The organism is Massilia sp. BGA-UO-ETr-WB1, from assembly GCF_059567845.1.
The window spans coordinates 640021-663330 of record NZ_JCAQOT010000026.1 but is presented as its reverse complement, the minus strand read 5'-3'; the positions used below and the strand labels follow the sequence as shown (position 1 = coordinate 663330).

The window sequence follows — 23310 nt, the reverse complement described above, 5'->3', positions numbered from 1 at the left end:
GAGAGTCCGTCATGAACCACCAAGCCACCACCTCCGTTCCACTTGCCCGTGCCGCCCTGGCGGCGTACGGCCGCCGCAGGGAGGCGCTGCTGATCGATGCGGCGCTGGACGACTGCGACGTGCTGGCGGCCGGCGCGCCCGCCGGCATGGAGGTGGTGCGCTTCGGCGGCAGCGGCGACGGCCTGGCCGGGCTGGCGCGCTGGGCCGCCATGGCACAGGACTACGACGTGCTGCACCTGCTGTGCCATGGCGAGGCCGGGCGCCTGATGCTGGGCGCGCGCGCGCTGGACCGCGCCGCGCTGGCCGAGCCGCAGGTGTGGCAACAGCTGGCGGCGCTCGGGCAGGCGCTGGAATGGAACGGCTGCGTGCTGCTGTACGGCTGCAACGCGGCGCAGGGCGCCGAAGGCCGCGCCTTCATTGCCGAACTGGCGCTGGCGCTCGGCGTGCCGGTGGCCGCGTCCGCCGGCCTGGTCGGCGCGGCGGCGCTGGGCGGTAGCTGGACGCTGGAGCACACCACCGGGGAGGTTCACGCCGGCGCGCTGGCCTGGCCCGAGTATGGCGGCACGCTGACCATCGCGTCGACCACCACCGATTTTGCCAGCATCGGCGCCACCACCAATTACCAGGTGCTTATCTCGGGCTTTCCAGCCCCGGCGACCTTGACTCAGACCGACATCGCTAGCTCCGGCTGGGATGTGAGTGCGCAGGCAACCGTCAACAGCGCGGCTTTCCAGCTGCGCGGCATCAACTCGGCGGGTTTTGGCGATGGGGACAATACTTCGATCCGCATCCAGGCAGCGGATGTCGACTACGTCATCTTCAAATCCAACGCCAACGGATTCTATTTCGATCTCAGCACTTTCGCCATTCGCAACACTAGCCCCGCCAGCTTCACCGTGCAGGCGCTCGATGTCAACGGCGCGTTGACGGGCAGTGCGGTGGCGTTGTCCATTCCCGGCGGCGCCGGTTTCAGTCCGCTGTCGCTGGCCGGGAATTCCGACTTCACCGGAATCTTCGGCTTCAAGATCACGTTCACCACAGCGGCGGACTCGCCGTACATCGACAACCTGGTTGTTGCCAACATCGGCATACCAGCCGTGCCCACCACCACCGTGGCCACCGCCGCGCTGTCGGCCGACACCGGCGGCAGCAACAGCGACTTCGTCACCTACACGGCGGCGCAGACCATCAGCGGCACCTTGAGCGCCAACCTCGCCAGCGGCGAGACGGTGCAGGTCTCCTACGACGGCGGCAGCAGCTGGAACAACGCCGCCACCTTCAGCACCGGTTCCAGCGCATGGAGCACCAGCACCACGCTGGCCGGCAGCCACACCTTCATGGCGCGCGTGACCAATAGTTTCGGCAGCAGCACGGCGTACAGCCACAGCTACACGCTGGACACGGCGGCGCCGTCCGCGCCCGCCGCGCCGGACCTGGACATGGGCAGCGACAGCGGCAGCACCAGCAGCGACAACATCACCAGCGATGCCACGCCCACCGTCTCGGGCACGGCCGAAAGCGGCAGCAGCGTCACCCTGTACGACAGCGACGGCAGCACCGTGCTGGGCACGGCCACGGCCACCGGCGGCAACTGGTCGATCACCTCGTCCGCGCTGTCGCAGGGCACCCACAACCTGACGGCCAAGGCCACCGACCTGGCCGGCAACGTGTCGCTGGCCTCGTCCGCGCTGGCGGTGGCGGTCGACACCACGGCGCCGGCCAGCCTTGGCCTGAGCGCCAGCACCGTCACCACTTCCGGCGCCGGCGGCGGCGCCACCATCGGCACCCTGTCCGGCACCGACAGCCACGCCATCACCTACGCGCTGGCCACCGGCAACGGCATCAACGACGCCGGCAACGGCAGCTTCGCCATCTCCGGCACTTCGCTGAACGTGGGCGGCTCCGCGCTGGGCGCGGGCAGCTACAACGTCTACCTGTCGGCCACCGACGCGGCGGGCAACGTCAGCTACCTGGCGCAGACCGTGACGGTGCAAAGCGTGCCGGCCATCAGCTCCATCGTGCGCGCGGGCGGCGCCTCGGCCGGCGTGGCAGGCAGCGCCACCTCGGCCAGCTACACCGTCACCTTCAGCGAAAGCGTCAGCAACGTGGACGCGGGCGACTTCGCGCTGACCGCCACCGGCACGGCCAGCGGCGCCATCTCCGGCATCAGCGGCAGCGGCGACACTTACACGATAACGGTCAACACGCTGGCGGGCGACGGCACGCTGCGCCTGGACCTGAAGGGCAGCGGCACCGGCATCCTGGCCAGCGACGACGGCGTGGCCGTCGCAGCCGGCTACACCTCCGGCAGTACCTACACGCTGGACCACACCGCGCCGTCGGCGCCATCGACGGCGGACCTGAGCAGCGGCAGCGACACGGGCAGCGCCAATAGCGACAACATCACCAGCAGCACCACGCCCACGCTGACCGGCACGGCCGAAAGCGGCAGCACGGTCACCCTGTACGACAGCGACGGCAGCACCGTGCTGGGCACGGCGGTGGCCACCGGCGGCAGCTGGTCGATCACCTCGTCGGCGCTGGGGCAGGGCACGCACAACCTGACCACCAAGGCCACCGACGCGGCCGGCAACGTGTCGCCCGCGTCGTCCGCGCTGGCGGTGGTGGTCGACACCGCCGCGCCGTCCGCCCTGGCGCTGAGCGGCAATCTGGTCGCCACCCTGGCGGCCGGCAGCGGCGCTTCCGTCGCCACGCTGTCGGCCACCGACGGCCAGGCCATCACCTATGCGCTGGCCACCGGCAACGGCACCAACGACGCCGACAATGGCGCCTTCGCCATCTCCGGCAACACGCTGAGCGTGGGCGGTTCCGCGCTGAGCGCGGGCACCTATCTGATCTACCTGTCGGCCACCGACGCGGCGGGCAACGTCAGCTACCTGGCGCAGACCATCACGGTGGCCAATCTGCCGACGGTGAGCTCCATCGCGCGCGCCGGCGGCGCCTCCGCCACGGTGGCCGGCAGCGCCGCCACGGTGGACTACACCGTCATCTTCAGCGAAAGCGTGACCGGCGTGGACGCCGGCGACTTCGCCCTGACTTCCACCGGCACGGCCGGCGCCAGCATCGCCGGCATCAGCGGCAGCGGCGACACCTACACGGTGACGGTCAACACGCTGGCGGGCGACGGCACGCTGCGCCTGGACCTGAAGGGCAGCGGCACCAACATCGAAAACGGCGGCAGCCTCGGCATCGCCTCGGGCTACACCTTCGGCGCCACCTACACGCTGGACCATACCGCGCCGGCAGTGTCGTCGATTGCGCTGGGCGGCGCGGCCAGCACCAATGCCACCAGCGTCACTTACGTGGTGACGTTCGCCGAGAGCGTGACCGGCGTGAACGCGTCCGACTTTACGCTCACGGCGGGCGGCAGCGCGGCCGGCACCGTGGCCACGGCAAACGGCGGCGGCACCACGTACACCGTCACCGTCAACAACGTAACCGGCGACGGCACGCTGCGGCTGGACCTGAATGCCAGCGGCACCGGCATTACCGATGCGGCGGGCAACGCCATAGGCGCCGGCCACACCGGCGGCGCGTCCTACACTTTCGACCATACGGCGCCGGTGGTTTCTTCGATCGTCCCGGCGGGCGCCGCGGCCACCAACGGCGCCAGCAGCACCTACACGGTAACCTTCGCCGAAAGCGTGAGCGGCGTCGATGCATCCGATTTCGACCTGGCCTTCACCGGCACCGCCAACGGCAGCATCGCCTCCATCACCGGCAGCGGCGCCACCTACACCGTCACGGTGAACAACCTGTCGGGCGAGGGCACGGTGCGCCTGGACTTGAACGGCAGCGGCACCGCCATCGTCGACAGCGTGAACAATGCGGCGGCGGCAGGCTACACGGGCGGAACGGTGCTGACGCTGGACCAGACCGCGCCCACGCTGGCCATCACCAGCGACAAGGCGGCGCTGGCGGTGGGGGAAACGGCCACCATCACCTTCACCTTCAGCGAGGACCCGGGCGCCAGCTTCACCTGGAACGGCAGCGCGGGCGACATCGCCGTCAGCGGCGGCACGCTGGGCGCCTTGTCCGGCAGCGGCGCCGTGCGCACCGCAACCTTCACCGCGTCCACGGCGGGAGCGGCCAGCGTCACCGTGGCCGCCGCCAACTATACGGATACGGCGGGCAACAGCGGCGGGGGCGGCACGTCGCCGGCGCTGACGGTGACGGCGGCACCGACCGGGCCCACCACGCCGACGCCGGTGCCCGGCACGGTGGACGGCGTGGCCACCCAGACCGTGACCACCACCGACCCCGCCACCGGCCTGGTGAACCAGGCCGTCACCGTGCCGGTGATTACGCCGGGGCGCCAGGAGGACCCCAATTCGCCGCACGCCGCGCTGGCCGATATACCGCTCGGCATCGCCGCCAGCGGCGGCGGCCAGGGCACGCAGCTGACGGTGAGCCTGCCGACCGGCACCGGCCTGGTGGCGTCCGGCGCCACCACGCTGCTGTCGAACAGCCAGGCCTTGCTGGACCTGATACTGCGCATCGAAAGCCGCACCGCCAGCGGCTCCCAGACCCAGGCCGACATGACTGGCCAGGGCGGCGGCTTCCTGTCGCAGCTGGGGCAGGACGTGAAGCTGCAGACGCAGACGCTGGTGCTGAGCAGCGCGCCCGGCGCGGGAGCCACGGCGATCGAGATCCTGGGCAGTTCGGCGGCGCCGCCTGCCGGCGGCAGCAACGCCACCGCCATCGGCATCGTGATCGACGCCAGCCAGCTGCCGGGCGGCAGCACGCTGACGCTGAACAATGTGGACTTCGCCGCCGTGGTGGGCGCGGTGACGGTGCGCGGCGGCAGCGGCCAGAACTTCGTCAGCGGCGACGGCGCCAGCCAGAACATCATGCTGGGCGCGGAAGACGACTTCCTGTCCGGCGGCGCCGGCAATGACTTCATCGGCAGCATGGGCGGCAACGATACGCTGGACGGCGGCGCCGACAACGACCTGGTTGCCGGCGGCGCCGACAACGACGTGCTGCGCGGCGGCAGCGGCAGCGACATGCTGCAGGGCGGGCGCAGCGACACCGGCGGCTGGCAGTTCCTGGTCTCGGCCAGCGGCCAGTTGACGGCGCAGCACGACCACGCCGTGTTCGCGAACGGCCAGCTGGAAACGGTGCTGGCGTCGGAACTGAGCGGCACGGCCCAGGGCCTGGCCTTCCTGGCCGGCAGCAGCAGCGCGCTGGTGGACGTGGCGCTGCTGTATGGCGCGCTGGAGCGGGCGCCGGACCTGGCCGGGCTGGACTTCTGGGCGCAGCGCGGCCTGTCGCCGCTGGACGTGGCGCATGGCATATTGCAGTCGCCGGAATGGCAGGCCGCCAACGGCGCGCAGAGCGACGGCGCCTTCGTCTCCAGCCTGTACCAGCACATCCTGGGGCGCGCTGCGGAAGCGGCGGGCCAGCAGTATTGGGAGGGCTTGCTGGCGCAGGGCATGAGCAGGGCGCAGGTGCTGCTGGGCGTGGCGCTCAGTCCCGAGCACCGCGCGCTGGCCGTCACGGCGCAGGGCTACACGGTGGGCAGCGGCAGCGTGGCGCTCGAGCAGGGCTGGTTCGCCAGCAGCGGCGACGACCGCCTGGATGGCGGCGCCGGCAGCGACACGCTGGCCGGCGGCGACGGCACCGATACGGCGGTCTACAGCGGCACCCAGGCCGGCTACCGCTTCCTGCTCGACGCGGACGGCCAGCTCAAGGTGGGCGACAAGGCCAACGCGGACATCGATACGCTGAGCAGCATCGAGGCGGCCGCCTTCAGCGACGTCACGCTGGACCTGGCTTTCCTGCAGGCGCCGCAGGCGCAGCTGGAAAAACTGGGCCTGCTGTACCAGGCGGTGCTGGACCGTGCAGGCGACGTGGCGGGCGTGCGCTGGTGGCTGGCGCGCGGCGACAGCGTCAATAGCGCCGACAGCGGCGGCTGGGCCGCAGGCTTTGCCGCATCGGCCGAGTTCACGGCGCGCTACGACGGCATCAGCGACGCGGCCTTCGTGCAGGCGCTGTACAGCAACTCCGGCCTGGCCGAATCGGCCGCCGGCGGCATCGCCGCGTGGCAGGCCTACCTGGCCGGCCACACCCGGGTGGAACTGATCGGCGCGTGGATAGCGCAGGACGCGGTGCAGGCCGCGCAGTTCGGCACCGACGGCTTGTGGCTGGTATAAGTTCTGGTGTAACCGGGTTCAGGTGGCCGGCTTGAGGATGTTCAGGAAGGCGCGCACCACCGGCGCGTCGTCCAGCGTGGTGTAGGTGATGTACAGGTTGGCCGACGGCGGGTTGGTGCGGATCGGCACGAACACCACGCCGGGCCAGCCGATGCGGCTGGTGGTTTCCGGCAGCAGCGCCACGCCCAGGCCCGCGCCCACCATGGCCAGCAGCGTCTGCGGTTCGGACGCCTCCTGGAAGATGGTGGGCTGGAAGCCGGCCTTCACGCAGCACTGGATCAGGTAGCGCGGGAAGGCGGACTTGTCGAGCGCCAAGGTCAGCATCGGCTCGTTGGCGATGTCGGTCAGCTCGATCGCGTCCTGCTTGGCCAGCGGGTGGTGCTCGTTCAGCGCCACGCACACGTTCTCGCGGAAGCACAGCTCCTGGCGCAGGTTGTCGTTCTTCAGGTCGTCTTCGTTCAGCTTGGGCTCGCGCCAGAAGCCCACGTCGATCTGCTTGGCGCGCAGCGCCTCGTACTGCACCGTGGGGCCGAATTCATGGATGGTCCACGTCACGCGCGGGTACTTGCTCTGGAATTCCTCCAGCAGCGAAGGGATCGGTCCCCACATCGCCGAGCCCACGATGCCCACCCGCAGCCGGCCCACTTCGCCCCGGTCGATCTGGCGGATGGTGTCGATGGTCATGCGCATCTTGGCCAGCAGGTCGGACGCTTCGGACATCAGCGCCTTGCCCGCCACCGTCAGCTCGAAGGTGCGCGTGGTGCGCGCGAACAGGCGCACGCCCAATTCGCTTTCCAGCTTCATGATCTGCTGGCTCAGGGGCGGCTGCGAAATGTGCAGGCGCTCGGCGGCGCGGCTGAAACTCTTTTCTTCTGCGACGGCGAGGAAGTACTTTAGTTGTTTCAGATCGATGGACATGACATGCCTTCGTTATACGACAGGGTGCTCCAGCAGGGCGCGCGCCAGTTCGGCGCCTACCCGCGCGTTGTTCTTCACCAGCGCGATATTGGTGGCCAGGCTGCGGCCTTCGGTCAGCTGCTTGATGCGCGCCAGCAGGAAGGGCGTGACCTTTTTGCCGGCCACGCCGCCCGCCGCCGCCTCGCCCAGCGCCTGCGCGGTGATGGCGTCGATTTCCGCCTTCGGCATGGCCTCGGCCTGCGGCACCGGCGCGCTCACCACCACGCCGCCCTTCAGGCCCAGCTTCCACTTGGTGTTGATGAAGGCGGCCTGCTCGGCCGGCGTGTCGAGCTGGAAGTCGGCGTTGAAGCTGCTCTCGCGCGTGAAGAAGGCCGGGAAGCCGGGCTGGCCCACGCTCACCACCGGCACCCCGTGGGTCTCGAGATACTCCAGCGTCAGGCCGATGTCGAGAATCGACTTCACGCCGGCGCACACTACCGCCACCGAAGTCTGCGCCAGCTCCTGCAGGTCGGCCGAGATATCGAAGCTGGTCTCGGCGCCGCGGTGCACGCCGCCGATGCCGCCGGTGACGAAGACGTGGATGCCGGCCAGTTCGGCGCAGATCATGGTGGCGGCCACGGTGGTGGCGCCCAGCTTGCCCTGCGAGAGCACGTAGGGCAGGTCGCGGCGGCTCACCTTCATGGCGTCCGGCGAGTTGCCCAGCAATTCCAGCTGCTCGGGCGACAGGCCGATGCAGATCTTGCCGCCGATGATGGCGATGGTGGCCGGCACGGCGCCCGCGTCGCGGATGATCTGTTCGACTTCCTTCGCCGTCTGCACGTTCTGCGGGTAAGGCATGCCGTGCGAGATGATGGTCGATTCCAGCGCCACCACGGGTTTGCCCGCCGCGCGCGCGTTGGCCACTTCGGCCGAGTAGGAGAGGAATTGGTGCATGGTAGGGTTCCTTGGGTTTCCTTATGGGGCCGGGGCCTGGTATTGGAATGCGCTGATCTCGTCGAGGATGTCGGCGGCCAGCAGCGGGGAGACGGTATCGGGGCTTTCCAGCGTCATGGCGGCCACCTTCAGGCCGCGCCGGCAGGCCAGCGTGAGGTCGCCGCTGCCCTGGTAGATGGACCAGCACACGCCGGCCGAAAACGCGTCGCCGGCGCCGGTCACGTCCACCACGTCCACTTGCGGCGCGGGCAGCCAGCTCAAGCCGTCCACGCCGGTGTGAGAATTTGTGTGATACACGCCCTCGCCGCCGCAGGTGATGATGATGTCCCGCGCGCCTTGCTCCTGCACTTCGCGGCAGGCCGCCGACAGCGCCGCCTCGTCCGGCAGCGCGCGGCCGACGCGGGTTTCCAGTTCGCCCCGGTTGAGCACCAGCAGGCGCAGGCCGTGCAGCTCACGCGGCAGGCGCGCCATCTTGGGCTGCGACACGGCCACGATGACCAGCGCCACCGCGTCGCGCCGCGCGTCCTGCAGCAGGGCGGCCACGCTGTCGAGCGGCAGGTTCAGGTCGGCCACCACCATGGCCGCGCCGCTGCGCTGCGGCGCGCGGCTGGCCAGGAAGTCCGGCGTCATCTGGTCGTACAGCGCCATGTCGGCCAGGGCCAGCACCATTTCGCCGCGCTCGTCCAGCACCGCCGTATAAGTGCCGCTGTAGGTGTCGTTCAAGCGCAGGCTGCCTCGCGTGTCGATGCCGGCGCTTTCGGCGCGCGATTGCAGCGAGTTGCCGGCCGCGTCGTCGCCCACCGCCGTCAGCAGCGCGGCGGGCAGGCCGAGGCGGGCCAGGTTCTCGGCGATGTTGCGCGCCACGCCGCCGTGCACTTCCTCGGCGTAAGCCGGATTGGAGGTGCCCATTTGCAGCGCGGCCAGCGTGCGCAGCTTGCGGTCCAGGTTGGCAGCGCCTATACAGAGTACAGGACGTTTATCCGGCAGCACGTAGGCGCGGCCGAGCAGGCGGCGTTCGCGTATCAGGCTGGCGACATGGCCGGCCACGGCCGAGCGCGAAAGGCGCAGCTCGACCGCCAGGTCTTGCTGCGACACGAAAGGATTGGCGCGGATCAGCTGGTAGAGCTGTTCTTTTTTGGAGGTGTCCGTCACGGGCGGGAGCCTTGTAAACATTTGTCCTTCATCGTAAACATGTGTTTGTTGATTGTCAAACCCCTTCAAACCACCGCGTCAAACCGGGCGCCAAGGGTAATTTATATGAATTTACTATAAATGACCAAGAAAAATGGTATTTGCCATACATATAGCCGCTAAGGCATAGTGTCGCCTGTATATTCATACGTCAGATATCCGCCACACGCAGCAGCCCAATCTCATAGTTAAAACATCTTAAAAACGAGGATAACCATGTCTAACAATTCTCCATTCCAGGCCGCCGCCATTGTCCGTTCGCGCATGCCGGCGAGCTTCCAGCCGCGCCTGGCGATGATCCTGGGTTCCGGCCTGGGCGTACTGGCGGAACAGATGACGGACGCGGTGACCATCGGCTTCGACGAGCTGCCGGGCTTCCCTATCTCCACCGTGCACGGCCACGCCGGCGCCATGGTGCTGGGCACGCTGAACGGCGTGCAGGTGGTGTGCCTGAAGGGCCGCGGCCACTTCTACGAAGGCTACGGCCTGGGCGTGATGACCTCCGCCGTGCGCACCCTGAAACTGCTGGGCGTGGACTTCCTGTTCGTCACCAACGCGGCCGGTTCGCTGCGTCCCGAAGTGGACGCCGGCTCGCTGGTGGCGCTGACCGACCATATCAACTTCCTGCCGGGCACCCCGATGATCGGCCCGAACGACGAACGCTTCGGCCCGCGCTTCTTCAGCATGGCCAATGCCTACGACGCCGAGCTGCGCAACCTGCTGAAGAGCACCGCGGCCGAGCAGTCCATCACGCTGCACGAAGGCGTCTACATCGCCTACGCCGGCCCCAACTTCGAAACCCCTGCCGAGATCCGCGCCTTCAAGACGCTGGGCGCGGACGTGGTGGGCATGTCGGTGGTGCCGGAAGTGGTGCCGGCGCGCCACTGCGGCCTGAAAGTGGTGGGCGTGTCCGTCATCACCAACCTGGCCGAAGGCCTGTCGCCGTTCCCGCTGTCGCACGAGCAGACCCTGAAATACGCCGCCATCGGCGCCGAAAGCCTGATCAAGCTGATCCTGGGCTTCGTGGAGAACGTGGCAAAAACGCCCAAGGCGTAACAAGAAAGGGGCGGCTGGACCGCCCCTGTGCTTTATTCGGCATAAACTGACCTTTTGAGCGAGCCTATCATGTCACGCGCATTCATCCTCCTATTGGATTCCTTCGGCCTGGGCGCAACGCCCGACGCCGGCAAATACGGCGACAGCGCCGCCAACACCTTCGGCCACATCGCCGCCTGGGCTGCCAGGGAAGGCAAGCCGATGTCGCTGCCGAACATGGAAAAACTGGGCCTGGCCGCTGCCGCCCACGCAGCCTGCGGCCAGTGGGCCGAAGGCTTCGCCCAGCGCGACGGCTTCACCGCAGCCTACGGCGCGGCGCGCGAACAATCGACCGGCAAGGACACGCAGAGCGGCCACTGGGAAATCGCCGGCGTGCCGGTGCTGTTCGACTGGGGCTACTTCCCGAAAACCGTGCCGTCGTTCCCGAAAGAGCTGACCGACAAGCTGCAGGAACTGACCGGCGTGCCCGGCTTCCTGGGCAACTGCCACGCATCCGGCACCACCATCATCAACGAGCTGGGCGACGAGCACGTCGCCAGCGGCAAGCCGATTCTGTACACGTCGGCCGACTCGGTGCTGCAGATCGCCTGCCACGAAGAGCACTTCGGCCTGGAGCGCCTGTACGACATGTGCGAGAAGGCCTACGAGCTGGTCAAGCCGTACAACATCGGCCGCATCATCGCGCGTCCCTTCACGGGCGCCGACGGCAACTACAAGCGCACCTCCAACCGCCACGACTACGCGATTCCGCCGCACGCGCCCACGCTGCTGGACCACGTGCATGACGAAGGCGGCGAAGTCATCGCCCTCGGCAAGATCAGCGACATCTACGCCGCCAAGGGCGTGAGCCGCGTGGTCAAGGGCGCGGACAACATGGCCCTGTTCGACGCGCTGCTGAAGGTGCAGGACGAAGCGGGCGACAAGTCGCTCACCTTCGTGAACTTCGTCGACTTCGACCAGGCCTTCGGCCACCGCCGCGACGTGGCCGGCTATGCCAACGCGCTGCATGAAATGGATGCGCGCCTGCCCGAGTTCCTGGCCAAGCTGAAAGACGGCGACCTGTGCGTGATCACCGCCGACCATGGCTGCGATCCAACCTCGCCCGGCTCGGACCACACCCGCGAACATATCCCGATGATCTTCTTCGGTCCAGGCGTGCAAGGCCGCCCGCTCGGCATCTCGGAGACCTTCTCCGACATCGGCCAGACGCTGGCCCACCACCTGGGCGTGAAACCACTTTCCAACGGAACCAACCTCCTATGACCATCCCGCACGACTTCAAGCGCACCGAGGCCATGGCCCTCGACCTGAGCTGGCTGAACCATATCCACGTGAACAAGGCGGCGGCCGACCGCCGCGCCGCCTCGCTGGCGAACCGCCGCTCGGTGAAGAAAGAGTACCAAGCCGCCTGGCTGGTGAAGGCCATCGGCCTGATCGACCTGACCACGCTGTCGGGCGACGACACCCCGGGCCGCGTCGAGCGCCTGTGCATGAAGGCCATGCGTCCGCTGCGTTCGGACCTGGTGGAAGCGCTGGGCATCTCCAACGTGACCACCGGCGCGGTGTGCGTGTACCACGAGATGATCAAGCCTGCCGTGCAGGTGCTGCAAGGCCGTTTGCCGATTGCCGCCGTATCGACCGGCTTCCCTGCCGGACTAACCAGCATGGAAACCAAGGTGCGCGAGATTGAACTGAGCGTGGCCGCAGGCGCCACCGAGATCGACATCGTGATCACCCGCCAGCACGTCCTGACCGGCAACTGGCAGGCGCTGTACGACGAAATGCTGGCCTACCGCAAAGCCTGCGGCGAAGCGCACGTGAAAGCCATCCTGGCCACCGGCGACCTGGTGACGCTGGAAAACGTGGCCAAGGCATCGTGGGTCTGCATGATGGCTGGCGCGGACTTCATCAAGACCTCCACCGGCAAGGAAGGCGTGAACGCCACCATCCCGGTGTCGCTGGTGATGGTGCGCGCCATCCGCGAATTCTACGAGCAGACCGGCTTCAAGATCGGCTACAAGCCTGCGGGCGGCGTGGGCACCGCCAAGGGCGCCTTGCAGTACATGACCGTGATGAAAGAGGAACTGGGCAACGAGTGGCTGGAGCCGCACCTGTTCCGCATCGGCGCATCGAGCCTGCTGACCGACATCGAGCGCCAGCTTGAGCACTACGTCACCGGCAACTACTCCGCTGCCCATCGTCATGCCCAACCCTGACGCGCAACCATAATCGAAGACACCGCTATGCCAACTATTAACGAGATCCTCAACACCATGGAATACGGCCCGGCACCAGAAAGCCAGAAAGAAGCGCAAGCGTGGCTGGAGCAGAAAGGCCGCCAGTTCGGCTTGTTCATCGACAACGCCTGGAGCGACGCCGGTGAAACCTTCGCCTCGAACAATCCGGCCGACGGCAAAGAGCTGGCCAGGCTGACGCAAGCGACCGGCGACGACGTCGACCGCGCCGTGGCAGCCGCGCGCCGCGCGCAGCCGGTATGGCAAGGCCTGGGCGGCCACGGCCGCGCCAAGATCCTGTACGCCATCGCGCGCCTGATGCAGAAGCACGCGCGCCTGTTCGCCGTGCTGGAAACGCTGGACAACGGCAAGACCATCCGCGAAACCCGCGACGCCGACCTGCCGCTGGTGGCGCGCCACTTCTACTACCACGCAGGCTGGGCCCAGCTGCAGGACGAAGAATTCGCCAACCACCGCCCGGTGGGCGTGGTCGGCCAGATCGTCCCGTGGAATTTCCCGCTGCTGATGCTGGCGTGGAAAATCGCCCCGGCGCTGGCCGCCGGCAACACGGTGGTCTTCAAACCGGCCGAATTCACTTCGCTGACCGCCATGCTGTTCGCCGACATCTGCGTGCAGGCAGGCGTGCCTGCCGGCGTGGTCAACATCGTCACCGGCGACGGCCGCGTGGGCGAAGCCATCGTCAAGCACGCGGGCATCGACAAGCTGGCCTTCACCGGCTCGACCGAAGTGGGCCGCCTGATCCGCCAGACCACCGCAGGCAGCGGCAAGAAGCTGTCGCTGGAACTGGGCGGCAAGTCGCCCTTCATCGTCTTCGAAGACGCCGACCTGGACGCCGCAGTCGAAGGCCTGGTCGATTCCATCTGGTTCAACCAGGGCCAGGTCTGCTGCGCCGGTTCGCGCCTGCTGGTGCAGGAATCGGTGGAACAGCGCTTCCTGCACAAGCTGCGCGCGCGCATGGACAACCTGCGCCTCGGTTCGCCGCTGGACAAATCGATGGACATCGGCGCGCTGGTCGATCCGGTGCAGCAGCAGCGCATCGCCGGCCTGGTTGAATCGGCGCGCAGCGAAGGCTGCACCGTGTACCAGCCCGCCGGCTGCGAAATCCCGGCCGACGGCTCGTGGTTCCCGCCGACGCTGATCACCGGCGCCTCGACCTCCGCCGCCGTGGCGCAGGCAGAAATCTTCGGCCCGGTGCTGGTGGCGATGAGCTTCCGCACCCCGCCCGAAGCGGTACAGCTGGCCAACAACACCGTGTACGGCCTGGCCTCCTGCGTCTGGACCGAGAACATCTCGCTGGCGCTGGACGTGGCGCCGCAGATCAAGGCCGGCGTGGTGTGGATCAACACCGCCAACCAGTTCGACGCCGCCTGCGGCTTCGGCGGCTACCGCGAATCCGGCTACGGCCGCGAAGGCGGCCGCGAAGGCATGTACGAATACCTGGTGCCGGTGTCGGAAGACGCGCGCCCTGCGGCGCCGCTGCTGGCCGCGCCTGCGAAAGCCAAAGCGGCTCCGGTGGCGGCCGACGCGTTCGCCATCGACCGCACCGCCAAGCTGTACATCGGCGGCAAGCAGGCCCGCCCGGACGGCGCCTACAGCCGCGCCATCCACGGCGCGGACGGCAAGTTCATCGGCGAAGTGGGCGAAGGCAACCGCAAGGACATCCGCAACGCCGTGGAAGCCGCGCACAAGGCCACCGGCTGGACCAAGGCCACCGCGCACAACCGCGCGCAGGTGCTGTTCTACATCGCTGAAAACCTGGCCGCGCGCGGCGAGGAATTCGCCGCCCGCATCGGCGCCATGACCGGCGCCAAGAATCCCGAGAAGGAAGTGCAAGCGGCCATCGAGCGCCTGTTCTACTGGGCCGCGTGGGCCGACAAGTACGACGGCCTGGCGCACCAGCCGCCGATGCACGGCATCACCGTGGCGCTGAACGAAGCCATCGGCGTGATCGGCATCGTGGCGCCGAACGAATCGCCGCTGCTGGGCTTCATCTCGCTGGTGGCGCCCGCCATCGCAGTCGGCAACCGCGTGGTGGTGGTGCCTTCCGAAGCGCATCCGCTGTCGGCCACCGATCTGTACCAGGTGTTCGATACCTCGGACCTGCCGGCCGGCGTGGTCAACATCGTGACCGGCTCGGCCGACGAACTGGCGCGCACGCTGGCATCGCACTCGGACATCGACGCCGTGTGGCGCCATGACGGTTCGGCCGAAGGCTGCGCCGAAGTGGAACGCCTGTCGGCTGCCTCGCTGAAGCGCACCTGGACCGGCGGCGCCAAAGGCCGCGACTGGTACAGCACCGCGCAAGCGGGCGGCCGCGCCGTGCTGGCGCACGCATCGCAAGTGAAAAACATCTGGATTCCATACGGCGTATAAGGCGCCTGTGAATCGTGGGGCCGCCGCGCCATCGCAACAGCGATGGAGCGGCGGCCCCAAGTACCTTACAAGGAAGAGAAAAACCATGTTCCTCACCCAAGAGATCATCCGCAAAAAACGCGACAAAGGCGCCCTGAGCGCTGAAGAAATCCAGTTCTTCGTGCGCGGCATCACCGACGGCAGCGTCAGCGAAGGGCAGATCGCCGCGCTGGCCATGGCCGTCTTCTTCAATGACATGAACATGGACGAACGCGTGGCCTTCACCCTGGCCATGCGCGATTCCGGCCAGGTGCTGGAGTGGAAATCGCTGAACCTGCCGGGCCCGGTGATGGACAAGCACTCCACCGGCGGCGTGGGCGACGTGGTGTCGCTGATGCTGGGACCGATGATCGCCGCCTGCGGCGGCTTCGTGCCGATGATCTCCGGCCGCGGCCTGGGCCACACCGGCGGCACGCTGGACAAGTTCGACTCGATCCCCGGCTACTCGACGGTGCCGGACAACGACAAGTTCCGCCAGGTGGTGCGTGACGTGGGCGTGGCCATCATCGGCCAGACCGCCTCGCTGGCGCCGTCCGACAAGCGCTTCTACTCGATCCGCGACGTCACCGCGACGGTGGAATCGGTGGCCATGATCACCGGCTCCATCCTGTCGAAGAAACTGTCGGCGGGCCTGGACGTGCTGGCGATGGACGTCAAGGTAGGCTCCGGCGCCTTCATGCCGAGCTACGAAAAATCGGTCGACCTGGCCGAGAGCATCGTCAAGGTCGGCAACGGCGCCGGCACCTTGACCTCGGCGCTGCTGACCGACATGAACGAATCGCTGTCGCCGTGGGCCGGCAACGCGGTCGAAGTGCGCGGCGCGATCGACTACCTGACCGGCAAGTTCCGTCCGGCGCGCCTGCACGAAGTGACGATGGCGCTGTGCGCCGAGATGCTGGTGCTGGGCAAGCTGGCCGCCACCGAAACCGAAGCGCGCGCCAAGCTGCAGCACGCGCTCGACTCCGGCGAAGCCGCCGAGCGCTTCGCGCGCATGGTGACCGCGCTGGGCGGCCCGTCCGACCTGATGAGCAATATGGACAAGCACCTCGAGCAGGCGCCCGTCGTGGTTGACGTGCCCGCGCTGACCTCGGGTTATGCCAGCAAGACCGTGTGCCGCGACATCGGCCTGGCCGTGGTCGCCTTGGGCGGCGGCCGCCGCCTGCCGACCGACAAGATCGACTTCGCCGTCGGCCTGACCGACCTGATCGAGCTGGGCCAGCCGGTGCAAGCCGGCCAGCCGCTGGCGAAAGTGCACGCCCGCACCGAAGCGGCAGCGCAAGCCGCCGTCGCGCAGATCCAGGCCGCCTACACCATCGCCGACACCGCGCCCGCCGCCAACCCGGTCATCTACCGCACCATCCGCCCCTAATCAGCCGAGCTGAGCCGCATTCGGGGTCAGACCCCGAATGCGGCTCAGACTGCTTCCGGAGAGAGCATGAATAACGAACAATTGATCGCTGAAGCCGCGCAGGCGCGCTTGAAGGCTTACACGCCGTATTCGAACTTCAAGGTCGGCGCTGCGTTGCTGACCAACGACGGCAAGGTGTTCCACGGCTGTAACGTGGAGAACGCGTCCTACGGCCTGTGCAACTGCGCCGAGCGCACCGCTTTCTTCAGCGCCATCGCGCACGGCTACAAGCCGGGCGACTTCGACAAGCTGGCCGTGATCGGCGAGACCGACGGTCCGATCGCCCCGTGCGGCGCCTGCCGCCAGGTGACCCTGGAGCTGGGCGGCAACGAGCTGCCGGTGGTGCTGGCCAACCTGAAGGGCGACATCTTCGAGACCACCGCGGCGGCCCAGCTGCCGAACGCCTTCGGCGGCGCAGATCTGAAGAAGTAAGCATCTTGAAGAAGGTCATCGACGTACAGGCTGCGGTCGCCGTTGCGGCGGCCGAGGCCATCGTGGCGAAAACGCAGGGCACTTTCGGTGTCGGTGGCGCCATGCTGGATCAAACCGGCAAGGTGCTCAAGTCGCTGCACAACAACGTCATCCGCCAGGGCATGGTGTACGACCCCACGGCGCATGGCGAGCGCCAGCTGATCGACTGGTATTACGCCGAGCGCGCCAAGGGCGTGCCGCTGCCCGAGCCGAAGGACATCACCATCGTCACGTCGCTCGACCCGTGCTGCATGTGCACCGGCGCCATCCTGGCCGGCGGCTTCAACGTGCTGGTGGCGGCCACCGACGCCAACGCCGGCATCAACTACGACAGCACGGCGCGCTTCGATGCGCTGCCCGAGGGCCTGCGCGCGCAGGCGCAAGCCACCTTCGGCTACCCGGCCGTGCTGGGCGATTCGCAATACGCGCGCGCCGCGCACGGCATGGCGCCCAAGTCCTTCTTCATCGGCAAGACCATCGCCGAGCCGACGCAGGCCTTGTGCTCGCTGGTGTTCGAGGCCACGGCCAAGGGCGCCATGGCGCTGTTCAATGTCGATCCACCGCGCGCGCAGCTGAAGGACCCGGCCACGCTGTCGCCCAAGCACGCCATCGTGTGCGCGCTGAAGAAGGTGTTCCCGGAGGCGCTGTCGGTGCGCTGCGAACCGCAGCGGCCGGACGCGCAACTGGCGCCGGCCCTGAAGAAGGCCATGGCGCGCGACAGGGTGATGGGCGGGCGGGGCGACGCGGTGGCTTTGCTGGACTCGTTCGGCAACCTGCTGCTGTGCATGCCGGGCCGGCGCAACAAGTCCGGCATCCGCACCGCGTTCATGGAATGCACGCGCGCGTATGCGCAGCTGCGCTTCAAGCTGCTCGATGGCGCCAAGGCCAGCGCCGAGCAGCGCGAGGAAATCCGCCAGTACCTGGGCCACCCGAAGGACGGTACGTTCGTGTTTGCGAACGGGCCGGACGACGGCGCGCTCAGTTTCATGGAGTTGGGGGCTTACGGGTCGACAATGGAGGGCGAACTGCCGGAATCGAATCCGGCGCAGTTCCAGTATGTGCGCCCGGCCTTGCCGCAGCAGGCGCTGGAGCACATCTGCCGCTCCATGCCGCCGCTGTACCGCCACCTGATCCGCATCCGCCCGGTGCAGGTGGCGGACGCGGAACTGGTGGCTGCGCTGGGCGCTTAGATCAGCGCAGCTTAGCGCAGATTAATCGCCACCAGGCCGTTGACCGGGTGGGTGATGTAGAGGATGCCGTTGTCCGAAATGGCGATGGCGCCGCCTGCCGGGTACTCCCACACCACGTTGTGCGTGGCCAGGTCCACCGCCACCACGCGCGACTGCGACGCTGCGAACACCAGGTTGTTGGTGGCCAGCACCTGGGTGTACGGCCCGCCTGCGCCCAGCGCGGGGCTGCTCCACAGCGGCATGCCGCTGGCCGTGTTGCGCGCTTCCAGCTTGTCGCCGTTGACCGCATACACCACGCCGGCCGCCACCGCGGGATAGGTGGTGAAGTTCGCCTGTACCTGCCAGTTCAGTTTGCCGGTCGCCGGATCGAACGCGGCCAGGCCGCCGCCGAAGCTGTCGGACTCGGTCACGAACAGTTGGCCGTCGGACAGCACCGGCGCCATGGTGGCGGGCGCGCTGACGTAAGGCAGGCGGCTGGCCACGGCATATTTCAGGGTGCCCGTGGCCGCTTCAATGCCCAGCATCCAGCCCTGGCTGTAGTTGTAGATCAGGCTGTCGTCGGTCGTGATGGCCCAGCCGCCATTGTTGCGGCGCGCATCCTTGTAGCTCCACTGCAGCGCGGTGGCTGCCGCGTCGAACTTGGCCAGCGTGCCGACGGCGCCATACTGCCCGTAGAACATGCCGGACGACACCAGCGGCGCGCCGTAGGGCGCAGTCAGGGTGCCGGCATTGCTGATGGTGAGGGCACTGATCTGCCCCGTGCCGACGTTGTAGTTGCGGTAGCCGTTGCTGGCGGGGCCGGAGATGAGCAGGCTTATGCTGCCGCCGGCCAGCACCGGCGCGCTGACCTGGTTCCATTTGCCCACGTCGCCGCGCCAGCGCTCCTGGCCGTTCGATTCTTCTATGGTTTGCAGCGTCCACTGGGGATCGGCGCTGCCGGCGCTCGGCGCGCTGCTCAGCATGTACACCGTCTTGTCGGCGACCACGACCGGGCTGTAGCGGCGTTCCTTGGCGCTGTCCGCATCCACCGACCAGCGGAAGTTGAAGGCCGACGGCGTGAACGTGGCCGGGATAAAGCTGGTGCGCGCGGCGTCGTACTGGGCCTGGGTCCAGGCGTGCATGCCGGCCACCGGCGTGAGCGCGCTCAGCGTGCCGACCTTTTTGACCGTCAAGGTGACCGGCAGCAGCCATGGCGAACCGGCCACCGGCTGGCGGCAGGTGGCGGCCGCGTCGGTGCACAGTTTCACTTCGATGGTGCTGGTGTAGGTGCCCGGCAGCAGCGCGGCGCTGGTGGTGATGCGCGCTTCGTACTCCTGCGCCGACACGGTGGTCAGGCTGGTGTTGGTGAACAGGTCCGCCTTGGCCGCGACGGCCGCGTTGACGTTCGACGGAACGGCCTTGTTGGCCTTGATGCTGACGGTGAAGGTGGTGGCGGTGCCGGCGTTCTGCGTCACTGCGGCGGGCGACGGCGCCAGCGTCAGCACGATGGGTTCGACCGGGGCGGGCGGCGTGACGGTGCCAGGGTCGGTTCCGCCGTTGCCGGGCGCGGTAGTGCCGCCGCCCCCGCCGCCGCCGCCGCAGGCGCTCATCGCCAGCAGCGCGGCGGCCGTCATCATGTTTGAAAAGGTCAAGCGCATGTCGCCTCTCTGGTGTGTTTCCCGAAAGCACCAGTATAGCGCAGCCAGGTTGCCCTGGCGTAACCAGCTTATCAAATAGGCACCGGAACCAGCAGATTGGCGTCGCGCGCCAGTTGCCAGGCACCGTCGTGGCGCCTGCGGAAGACCGACAAGGTGTGGCCGGCGCGCCGCATCGGGCGGCCGCCTTCGGCCAGCGGCAGCACGCGCACCTCCAGCGTGGTGCGGCACCAGGCCATGTCGCCGCACACTTGCACTTCGTCCACCGTGCTGTCCGATTCGATGCGGTGCGCGGCCAGCAGTGCGCGCATGCCGGCCGCGAAGCCGTCGCGCCCGTGCATGGGCGGCTGGCCCGCCACCAGGAACACCACGTCCGGCGTCATCAGGGTCAGCACTTTGTCCACGTCGCCGGCGCGTGTCGCTTCCACCCAGGTGGCGACCAGGCGCCGGATTGCCATCTCATCGTCCATCAATGGGCCCAGGGATCGTACGTTCCCACGCTCCACAGCTGGCCTTCCGGGTCGCGGCAGGTAAAGCCGCGTCCGCCGTATTCCTCGTCCTTGAGCGGCATGACGATGGGCGCGCCGGCCTCGACCGCGCGCTGGTGCACCAGGTCGGCGTCGTTCACCACCAGGTAGCAGCACTGGGTGACCTTCATGCCGGTGTCGGCCGGCTGCGCCATCAGCTCGCCGAATTCGGTGTTGAAAATGGAACTGAGCATCACCATGCCGTTGCCGTAGGTGAGCTGGGCGTGCGCGATGGTGCCGTCGTCGTTGGGAACAACCAGTGCCCGCTCGAAACCCAAAGTGCGGCACAGCCAGTTGATGGCGGCGGGCGCGTCGCGGTAACGCAAGCAAGGCGTAATGGTGGCGCGTGTGGTCTTCGGTATGCTGGACATGTGCTCCCCCTGTAGTGTGAGTCTAGTCCAAACAATATAGACCAGCGGGCGAGGGGGAGCAAATTGTTGCAGTGCGCGAGTGGCGGGGATTCTACATCTGCTGGAACAAGTGGGTGTTGCCCCGGCTGACCTCGAGTTCCTCCGCCGAATGGCGCACGCGCACCATCTGCCGGCCGCGCAGGTCGCGCTTGACTTCGGCGATCGCGTCCACCCGCACCAGCGTGGAGCGGTGGATGCGCCAGAATTCTTTCGGGTCCAGCTCGTCTTCCAGCTCTTTCAGCGTCTTGCGGATCAGTACTTCGCCTTCCATGGTCTGCACCCGCGTGTACTTTTCGTCGGCGCGGAAGAACAGCACTTCGCGCGTGCTGATCATGCGCAGGCTGCTGCCCACCTGGGCCTGTATCCATTTCAGGAATTCCTGCGGCTTCTTGCGCTGCGCGGTGTGCGCCAGCAGCTGGCTCAGCTGGCGTTCGATGTTGTCGGGCGCCTTGCCCAGGCGCGCCTGCAGCCGCTCGCAGGTGGTCTTCAGGCGCTCGCCGCCGGCCGGTTTCAGCAGGTAGTCCAGCGCGCCCTGTTCGAACGCTTCGATGGCGTACTGGTCGTAGGCGGTGACGAACACGATGTGGCAGCGGTTGAACAGCATGCGCGCCGCTTCGATGCCGGACAGGCCGGGCATGCGGATGTCGAGGAACACGATGTCCGGCTGGTGCAGCCCGGTGAGCGCGATGGCTTCCACGCCGTTGGCGGCCTCGGCCACGATCTCCAGCTGCGGCCACGCCTCGTGCAGGCGCGCGCGCAGCAGCTGGCGCATCGGTTCCTCGTCGTCGGCGATGATGGTGGTCGGGGTCTTCATCACAGCTTGCTTCCGGCAAAAATATCGGGGGCGAAGGGCATGCGGATGATGGCGCGCGCGCCGCCGTCCAGCGGCGCTTCAATGATGAGCTGGGCGCGGCTGCCGTACAGCAGGCGCAGGCGCTCGCGGATATTGGTCAGGCCCAGGCCGTCGCCGGCGTGCACGTCGAAGCCCACGCCGTCGTCCTGCACCTCCAGCTGCAGCACGTTGCCGGCGGCGGTGCTGCTGGCGCTGGCGCGGATGTCGATGCGGCCGCCTTCCACCTTGGGCTCCAGGCCGTGCTTGATGGCGTTCTCGATCAGGGTTTGCAGCATCATCGGCGGGAAGGACGCGCTCAGCAGGTCCGGCGCCACGTCGATCGACACCGCCAGGCGCTCGCGCATGCGGGCCTGCATGATGGCCAGGTAGGCGCGCGACATCTCGATCTGGCGGCCCAGGGTGCCGTTGCCCTTGGCGCGCATCTGCGGCAGCGTGGCGCGCAGGTAGTCGATCAGGTGGGCGTGGATCCTGGCCGCCTGCGGCGGATCGGTCTCGATCAGCTGGCCGATCAGCGCCAGCGTGTTGAACAGGAAGTGCGGCTCGACCTGCGCCTGCAGCGCGGCCATCTGCGCTTCCACCAGGCGCCGCTCCAGCGTTTCGGTGCCGGCGTGCTGCTCGGCCTCGCGCGCCTGCCCCTCGGCGCGGCGCTTGCCGCCCGCCAGTACTTTCAGGCCGACCGAAAAGACAATGAACATCGACACCGCTTCGCCGAGCTGGAACGGCGCGGCGACGATCAGCGCCACCAGGGCGATCACGGCCAGCTTGCGCCATTCGACCTGGGCCAGCCAGTCGAAGAAGTTCCACCACAGGGTGCGCGCGGTGTCGCCCACCTCGCCGATAAACGCGACCAGGCTGCGGGTGCCTTTTTTAGTGCGGCTGAATGCCATTTCAGTATTCCTTGCTTAGTGTTCTTTGTTTTCGTGGATATGCTTGTTCGCGTTGTGGCCGGCAATCAGGGCGATGGCGATCTTCAGCAGCAGGAAGATGGCAAACAACGTCAGCGCCAGCGGCAGGATGGTGAGCAGCAGCGCCATCATGATGCAGCTTGCTAGCAGGGCCGGCCAGGACATGCGCGACAGCGCGCGGGTGAAGGCGCGGCCGATCTGCCGGGCTGCCTGGCCCACTTCGCGGAAGACGCCGCCGACTGTGCGATTGATGGTTTTCATATGGACCTCCGTGGTTGGTATGGTCCCAATGTATCAATCCGCGCGGCGCGCCGCAGCCGCTTTCCGACGAATTGGCATTTCCGCGGGATAAGCTGTGCCCAGCGGGCGCCGAACTGCGCCGCCCGCAAGCCCTTATTGGCCGCGTGCGGCGTCCCAGTCCGAGCGCAGCAGGCCGAAAAAGTCGGTATCGCAGATTTCGCCGTCCACGATCCAGCGCTGGCGCAGGTGGCCTTCGTGCACGAAATGCAGGCGCTTGAGCAGGACCGCCGAAGCCGTGTTGCGCGGGTCGACGTCGGCCTCGATGCGGTGCAGGTCGAAGGCCTGGAAGCCGTGGCTGATGGTGGCCGCGATGGCTTCCTGCATATAGCCCTTGCCCCAGTGCGCGCGCGACAGGATGTAACCCATTTCGCAGCGGCGGTTCTGGCGGTTGAACTGGTGCAGGCGGCACGTACCGATCAGCTCGCCTGTTTCGCGCAAGGTGATGCCCATCGTAAAGATGGAGCCGTCCTCGTAACCGGCCCGCGTCATGGCCACGTGGGCGTGGGCCTGCGCCATCTCCTGCCATGGCGGGCTGCTCCAATAGCGCATGGTTTCCGGGTCGGAATAAATGGCATACATGGCCGGGGCGTCGTTTTTTTCAATCGGACGCAACAGCAACCGCTCTGTCTTGAGGTTTATCATGCTAAAATTATACACACTGTTGCCGTAAT

The 23310-nt window shown here is 67.6% G+C and carries 18 protein-coding genes; 8 read left to right on the top strand and 10 right to left on the bottom strand.

The genetic code is table 11. The annotated features are described in order from the left end of the window. The first annotated feature begins 11 nt into the window (after nucleotides 1-11). Nucleotides 12-6176, top strand: coding sequence for an Ig-like domain-containing protein (locus AC56DV_RS25305; protein ID WP_496316972.1), 6165 nt, complete (start codon nucleotides 12-14; stop codon nucleotides 6174-6176). 18 nt (nucleotides 6177-6194) lie between these two features. Here the strand turns inward: AC56DV_RS25305 and AC56DV_RS25300 are convergent, their stop codons facing one another. Genes AC56DV_RS25300 through AC56DV_RS25290 form a run of 3 tightly spaced genes read right to left on the bottom strand, consistent with a single transcriptional unit; the run spans nucleotide 6195 to nucleotide 9179 of the window. Beyond that, nucleotides 6195-7094 (bottom strand): LysR family transcriptional regulator, encoded by a 900-nt coding sequence (locus tag AC56DV_RS25300; RefSeq protein ID WP_496316971.1) that lies wholly within the window; start codon nucleotides 7092-7094, stop codon nucleotides 6195-6197. Nucleotides 7095-7106: 12 nt separating this feature from the next. Beyond that, a complete protein-coding gene (locus AC56DV_RS25295; protein ID WP_496316970.1) occupies nucleotides 7107-8027 on the bottom strand; it encodes a pseudouridine-5'-phosphate glycosidase in 921 nt (306 codons plus the stop codon). Nucleotides 8028-8048: 21 nt separating this feature from the next. After that, nucleotides 8049-9179, bottom strand: coding sequence for a carbohydrate kinase (locus AC56DV_RS25290; RefSeq protein WP_496317283.1), 1131 nt, complete (start codon nucleotides 9177-9179; stop codon nucleotides 8049-8051). A 255-nt stretch (nucleotides 9180-9434) separates the two neighbouring features. Between AC56DV_RS25290 and xapA the strand changes: the two genes are divergently transcribed. The 7 genes from xapA to AC56DV_RS25255 all read left to right on the top strand — a co-directional run bounded on the left by xapA (nucleotide 9435) and on the right by AC56DV_RS25255 (nucleotide 18010). After that, on the top strand, nucleotides 9435-10274 hold the full coding sequence (gene xapA, locus AC56DV_RS25285; protein ID WP_496316969.1) for a xanthosine phosphorylase: 840 nt from the start codon (nucleotides 9435-9437) through the stop codon (nucleotides 10272-10274). Between the two features lie 69 nt (nucleotides 10275-10343). Further along, nucleotides 10344-11537, top strand: a complete 1194-nt coding sequence (locus AC56DV_RS25280) for a phosphopentomutase (RefSeq protein ID WP_496316968.1) — start codon at nucleotides 10344-10346, stop codon at nucleotides 11535-11537. After that, complete coding sequence (deoC, locus tag AC56DV_RS25275) at nucleotides 11534-12490, top strand: deoxyribose-phosphate aldolase (RefSeq protein WP_057153405.1); 957 nt, start codon at nucleotides 11534-11536, stop codon at nucleotides 12488-12490. The genes AC56DV_RS25280 and deoC overlap by 4 nt, the downstream gene beginning before the upstream one ends. A gap of 27 nt (nucleotides 12491-12517) precedes the next feature. Beyond that, the gene (locus AC56DV_RS25270; RefSeq protein ID WP_496316967.1) at nucleotides 12518-14902 is read left to right on the top strand and encodes an aldehyde dehydrogenase family protein; all 2385 of its coding nucleotides are present in this window, start codon (nucleotides 12518-12520) and stop codon (nucleotides 14900-14902) included. An 85-nt stretch (nucleotides 14903-14987) separates the two neighbouring features. Then, a complete protein-coding gene (gene deoA / locus AC56DV_RS25265; RefSeq protein WP_496316966.1) occupies nucleotides 14988-16310 on the top strand; it encodes a thymidine phosphorylase in 1323 nt (440 codons plus the stop codon). Between the two features lie 66 nt (nucleotides 16311-16376). Beyond that, the gene (locus tag AC56DV_RS25260) at nucleotides 16377-16781 is read left to right on the top strand and encodes a cytidine deaminase (RefSeq protein ID WP_496316965.1); all 405 of its coding nucleotides are present in this window, start codon (nucleotides 16377-16379) and stop codon (nucleotides 16779-16781) included. Nucleotides 16782-16786: 5 nt separating this feature from the next. Next, nucleotides 16787-18010 carry a nucleoside deaminase gene (locus tag AC56DV_RS25255; protein WP_496316964.1) on the top strand — a complete coding sequence of 408 codons (1224 nt, stop codon included), beginning with the start codon at nucleotides 16787-16789 and terminating at the stop codon, nucleotides 18008-18010. A gap of 11 nt (nucleotides 18011-18021) precedes the next feature. Here AC56DV_RS25255 and AC56DV_RS25250 read toward each other — a convergent pair whose 3' ends face one another. The 7 genes from AC56DV_RS25250 to AC56DV_RS25220 all read right to left on the bottom strand — a co-directional run bounded on the left by AC56DV_RS25250 (nucleotide 18022) and on the right by AC56DV_RS25220 (nucleotide 23281). Continuing rightward, nucleotides 18022-19641: an outer membrane protein assembly factor BamB family protein gene (locus tag AC56DV_RS25250; protein WP_496316963.1), complete on the bottom strand. Its 1620-nt coding sequence runs from the start codon at nucleotides 19639-19641 to the stop codon at nucleotides 18022-18024. Nucleotides 19642-19718: 77 nt separating this feature from the next. Continuing rightward, nucleotides 19719-20102: a YybH family protein gene (locus AC56DV_RS25245; protein WP_496316962.1), complete on the bottom strand. Its 384-nt coding sequence runs from the start codon at nucleotides 20100-20102 to the stop codon at nucleotides 19719-19721. Nucleotides 20103-20113: 11 nt separating this feature from the next. Next, the gene (locus tag AC56DV_RS25240; protein WP_496316961.1) at nucleotides 20114-20542 is read right to left on the bottom strand and encodes a VOC family protein; all 429 of its coding nucleotides are present in this window, start codon (nucleotides 20540-20542) and stop codon (nucleotides 20114-20116) included. A gap of 91 nt (nucleotides 20543-20633) precedes the next feature. Continuing rightward, entirely contained in the window at nucleotides 20634-21395 is a 762-nt protein-coding gene (locus AC56DV_RS25235; RefSeq protein WP_496316960.1) for a LytR/AlgR family response regulator transcription factor, read from the bottom strand. Further along, nucleotides 21395-22321, bottom strand: a complete 927-nt coding sequence (locus tag AC56DV_RS25230) for a sensor histidine kinase (protein WP_496316959.1) — start codon at nucleotides 22319-22321, stop codon at nucleotides 21395-21397. Before AC56DV_RS25230 ends, AC56DV_RS25235 begins: the two co-directional genes overlap by 1 nt. A gap of 15 nt (nucleotides 22322-22336) precedes the next feature. Beyond that, nucleotides 22337-22600 carry a hypothetical protein gene (locus AC56DV_RS25225; RefSeq protein WP_496316958.1) on the bottom strand — a complete coding sequence of 88 codons (264 nt, stop codon included), beginning with the start codon at nucleotides 22598-22600 and terminating at the stop codon, nucleotides 22337-22339. Between the two features lie 132 nt (nucleotides 22601-22732). Further along, nucleotides 22733-23281: a GNAT family N-acetyltransferase gene (locus tag AC56DV_RS25220; protein WP_496316957.1), complete on the bottom strand. Its 549-nt coding sequence runs from the start codon at nucleotides 23279-23281 to the stop codon at nucleotides 22733-22735. Nucleotides 23282-23310 lie beyond the last annotated feature (29 nt).